The organism is Photorhabdus cinerea, from assembly GCF_011189575.1.
GTDB classification, from domain to species: Bacteria; Pseudomonadota; Gammaproteobacteria; order Enterobacterales; family Enterobacteriaceae; genus Photorhabdus; species Photorhabdus cinerea.
This window is the reverse complement of the sequence record NZ_PUJW01000148.1, coordinates 1-497: the sequence shown is the minus strand read 5'-3', so window position 1 is coordinate 497 and position 497 is coordinate 1. Positions and strand designations below refer to the sequence as shown.

The window sequence follows — 497 nt, the reverse complement described above, 5'->3', positions numbered from 1 at the left end:
TCCGCATTGGACTAAATTTATAGTCACAGAAAACAAGGGATTTGTATTGGCATGGAACAAAAAGCCATCTCAATTAAAAGGAGACTGGAACTCTAAATCACCACGATCTCAATATGAAATTGTAGCCGTTGTTGATTTAGAAGATATGGACTGGAAAGAAACCCTCATCGAGCTATGAATGACCAAGTTCTTGAGAATGGACGTCGCAAAATAGCAAAGGAATGCTTACGTGAGCTGACAGCTCTCAATAAATATGACGATAAAGCAGTAACAGCAATACTCGATAAATATACGCAGCAATTCAAATTAATTATGAATGAGCGTCAGATGAGAAAGTCTACGCCAAAAGCCTGGCTTTCTTATTATGTGAGAAATTTGCAAAAAGAAAGGATAGACAAATGAGCGATCCTATTTACCTGACTGACGGAGAACTGTTTTCCATAACAGGATTTAAGCAAAAAAGCCAACAAATAAAGTGGCTAATAAACAATCACGTT

The 497-nt window shown here is 37.0% G+C and carries 2 protein-coding genes; both read left to right on the top strand.

Going from position 1 to position 497, the window contains the following annotated elements; all coding sequences use genetic code 11:
- The first annotated feature begins 174 nt into the window (after nt 1-174).
- Nucleotides 175-402, top strand: a complete 228-nt coding sequence (locus tag C5469_RS23110) for a hypothetical protein (RefSeq protein ID WP_166311052.1) — start codon at nt 175-177, stop codon at nt 400-402.
- Nucleotides 399-497 (top strand): DUF4224 domain-containing protein (locus C5469_RS24660; RefSeq protein WP_166311016.1); only part of this gene is annotated, 99 nt, incomplete at its 3' end. The genes C5469_RS23110 and C5469_RS24660, both read left to right, overlap by 4 nt.

What these genes read in the sequence shown, in the direction of transcription:
- C5469_RS23110 (WP_166311052.1), top strand. Translation starts at nt 175, where the DNA reads ATGAATGACCAAGTTCTTGAGAATGGACGTCGCAAAATAGCAAAGGAA.